The 3236-nt window shown below is 72.0% G+C and carries 3 protein-coding genes and 2 pseudogenes; 1 reads left to right on the forward strand and 4 read right to left on the reverse strand.

All coding sequences use genetic code 11. The features are described from left to right. Positions 1-323: glycosyltransferase (locus tag ACZ7N4_RS39050; protein ID WP_471368788.1), on the reverse strand; the 323-nt coding region annotated here is incomplete at its 3' end. 10 nt (positions 324-333) lie between these two features. Continuing rightward, positions 334-1518, reverse strand: a complete 1185-nt coding sequence (locus tag ACZ7N4_RS39055) for a nucleotide disphospho-sugar-binding domain-containing protein (protein WP_471368783.1) — start codon at positions 1516-1518, stop codon at positions 334-336. 65 nt (positions 1519-1583) lie between these two features. On the opposite strand from ACZ7N4_RS39055, the pseudogene ACZ7N4_RS39060 reads away from it, so the two are divergent. After that, a pseudogene (locus ACZ7N4_RS39060) lies at positions 1584-1841 on the forward strand (IS110 family transposase); the annotation flags it as partial. 5 nt (positions 1842-1846) lie between these two features. Here ACZ7N4_RS39060 and ACZ7N4_RS39065 read toward each other — a convergent pair. Together ACZ7N4_RS39065 and ACZ7N4_RS39070 are read right to left on the reverse strand one after the other, a co-directional pair. Further along, positions 1847-3031, reverse strand: coding sequence for a glycosyltransferase (locus ACZ7N4_RS39065; RefSeq protein WP_471368785.1), 1185 nt, complete (start codon positions 3029-3031; stop codon positions 1847-1849). A gap of 19 nt (positions 3032-3050) precedes the next feature. Continuing rightward, a pseudogene (locus ACZ7N4_RS39070) lies at positions 3051-3236 on the reverse strand (hypothetical protein); the annotation flags it as partial.

A 3236-nucleotide genomic window follows, 5' to 3' on the forward strand; every position in this document is an offset into this window, starting at 1 on the left:
GACGCGAACTCCCACAAGCCCTGCGCCATCGCCTCGCACACCGCCACGTTCAACCAGCAGTTCCGCACCCCGAACCGCCGCATCTCCCCCCACTCCGGCATGGGGCGCCCATGGCGCTTCGCCTTGGCGACGTAACCGCCCATCAGGGCGGCGGTGTCGGTGTCGTGGCCGACGGCCGCGGCGGGCAGGCCGGAGCGCAGCACGGTGGGAACCAGGCCCGGCTGGGTGGCCACCACCACCTCGTGGCCCGCCGCACGCGCCGCCGACGCGAGCGGCACCAACGGGTAGTAGTGCGTCACCCAGTTCCAGACCGTGAACAGCACGCGCAAGGGGTCACCCTTTCTTGGTTGGCGTTGCGATCGCGACCAGTTCGTGAACGGCGTCGGCCAGTGAAGGCTGGGCGCGGATCTCGTCACGCAGCGCGCGGGCCGCGGCCACGTGGGCGGACGATCCGACGAGTTCCTGGACGTGCTCTGCCACCCGTTCTGGGGTGGCCTGCGCAAGCGGGATCATGCCCGCCGCTCCGGTTGCCTGCAGGGCCCGGGAGGTGAGCACCTGTTCGCTGGTGCGCGGCACGGTCAGCTGCGGTACGCCCGTGTGGATCGCCGTCGTGGTCACGCCACCCCCGCCCTGCGAGACCACCAGGTCACAGCTGTCGAGGAAGAGGTGCAGCGGCAGGTCCTCGATGATCCGCGCGTTTTCCGGCACGCTCCCGAGTTCGGCGCGGTCGCGCGCGGACACGGCGGCGACCACCTCGACATTGAGCGGGGCCAGGGCGTCCAGCACTCGGCTCAGCGGCACGATGCGCCCGCTGAACAGGTGCGAGACCGTGCCCCAGGTCACGCAGACCCGGGGCCGGCGCGGCCGGTCGAGCACCCAGCGGGGTACCCGCGCAGAGCCGTTGTGTGGGGGATGACACACCGGCAGCCGGCGGACTGAGTCGCGTAGTTGCATGCTCGGCGGGCAGGGGTCGAGCGTGGCACTGCCCAGCACGTCGACCTCGTCCAGTCCAAGCCGGACACGGTGGCGGGCGAGGGCCTCCTCGGCGAACGGGGCGAGGCAGGCGCTGAAGTCCACACCCCAGATCTGCCGTACCGCCGGGACGCCGCACGCGGCTGCCGCGAGGGGCGCGGCGTAGTGGACGCCGTCGTACACGATCAGGTCCGGCCGCCAGGAACGTACCAGCCGGAGCAGCGCGTCCTGCATGACGTCAGCGAGCAACGCGTAGACGGACAGCGGCTGTTCGCCGCCCTGCCGCGCGCGCTCCCAGTCCACGTGCTCGCCGCGTGCGGCGGTCTCGGCGATCGGCGATGACCAGTAGTACTTCGCGATCACCGGCGCAACGTCGTAGTCGGCCCCCGTGGCGACGGCCGGCAGGCCGGCGCGGATCACGCCGCTCACCCCGGCCGGCGGCACGGCCACGAGAACGTCGTGGCCCTGGGCGCGGCACGCCCAGGCCACCGGTGTCAGCCAGTGGTAGTGGGTGGGCCACGACCAGGCCGTCAGCAGGATGCGCATGGTGTGTCCTCGAGAATGTCGGGCGCAACCGGGAGGCCCGGGTGTGGCTGACGGTGCGTTCGCCCTCCGGCTACCACGACGCCCGCCGCCTGGCCTCCCACGCCGGTCCGGGACCGGTGCCCCGCGGCTCGGGGCGCCGCACCGGCAACCGCCACCGCACCAAGCCCAGCGGGCCTCCGGGCCGGCCGTTCCGCATGTCCGCCCGGTCCGCGATGACGCGGCCGCTGTTCACACCCGCCTGGCGCCGGGTCGATGCGCTGTGGGCGATGCTGCGTGACAAGGTGCTGTCCACGTCCGCCCCATCGGTGAAGCAGACCGCTTGACACGATCACTGAGGTTCTCTCTCGCCGAGTGTCCGGCCCGCCAGTCGATCCAGGAGACGGACGGTGCTCACCGGTGACGGCTGTGCGGCCATCTCCCCACGGAGCCGACGCGCGGCCCGCGTGTGACGCTTGTCGTCGAGCAGAGTGGTCAGGGCCTTCGCCACCCGTTCCCGGCTCACCTCGCGTGATGCGACGCGCAGCCCGGCTCCGGTCGACTCCAGGCGTTCGGCGGTGGCTTCCTGGTCGGGCAGCAGCGGTACCACCATCTGGGGCAGTCCGGCGGCGACCGTGGTCAGTACCGTGCCGGAGCCGCCGGGGCTGATCACCGCGTCGCAGTCTCGCAGCAGCTGGTTCAGCGGCTGCATGACGGCGATGTGCCAGTTCGGGGGCAGGTCCTCGGGCACGCTCTCCTGGCCTGTGGTCGCGAACAGTACGTCCATGTCCAGGTCGGCGGCGCCCCGCAGGACTTCTGTGAGCACCGGATCACCGCCGATCGCGCTGCTGGTGGTGCCCCAGGTGACACACAGCCGTGGGCGCTGCCGCGGCGGCAGCGGACGGGGCTGCCGGTGCCCGGCCCCGTTGTAGGGGAGGTGGCGCAGGCGGTGCGCGGAATAGGCGACCGGTACCTGCAGTGCGGGCGGGCACGGGTCGAGCGTGGGCGTGCTGCCGCTCAGGACGGGCTTGCCCAGACCGAGGCGCTCCCAGAGTGGTCCGAACGCCTGTGTCTCGAAGTCACGCAGCAGGTAGGTGAAGTCGACGCCCCATAGATGCCGGACGGTAGGGATTCCGCACGCCCGGCCCACGGCCGGGGCGGCGTAGGTGGTGGCGTCGTGGACAATGACGTCGGGCTGCCAGCGCCGTACGAGGTCGAGCAGCCCGTCGGCCATGGCGTCGGCCATCCTGGCGAAGATGTCGAGCGGGGTCGGCGGCCGGCCGGTGTCCCGCGGCCGGTGCGGATACCGTTCGGAGCCGCCCGGGCTGGCCCGGTCGACCATCTTTCGCACGGTCGGTGTCATGTCGACGTCGCTTCCCACCGCGGCGGTGGGCAGCCCCGTGCGTACAGCGACCGGTACCAGCGACGGCGGGCAGCACAGCAGCACCTCGTGTCCCGCCGCCCGCGTCGCGCCGGCGAGCGGAACCATGGGGTAGAGGTGGGAGGGCCAGGCCCAGGTCACGAACAGGGTGCGCATGAAGCTCCTCAGGGCTCCTTCAGCGGGGCGTGGGCGCGGGGTACGCGGACGCGCCGGAACGGCCGTCGCGCACCAGTGCCTCCAGCTCGGCCAGGATTTGGTTTGGCGTAGGCAGGGTGTCGTGTTCTTTCTTCAGTTGCCGGGCGTGGGTGGTGTGGTGGGGGTCGGTGAGGATCTGGGTCAGGAGGTCCTGGAGCGCGGTGGG

The organism is Streptomyces sp. NPDC107654 (genome assembly GCF_055639035.1).

Excerpts from the sequence above, each read along its gene's own strand:
- ACZ7N4_RS39055 (WP_471368783.1), bottom strand. The coding sequence starts at position 1,518 with ATGCGCATCCTGCTGACGGCCTGGTCGTGGCCCACCCACTACCACTGG.
- ACZ7N4_RS39065 (WP_471368785.1), bottom strand. The coding sequence starts at position 3,031 with ATGCGCACCCTGTTCGTGACCTGGGCCTGGCCCTCCCACCTCTACCCC.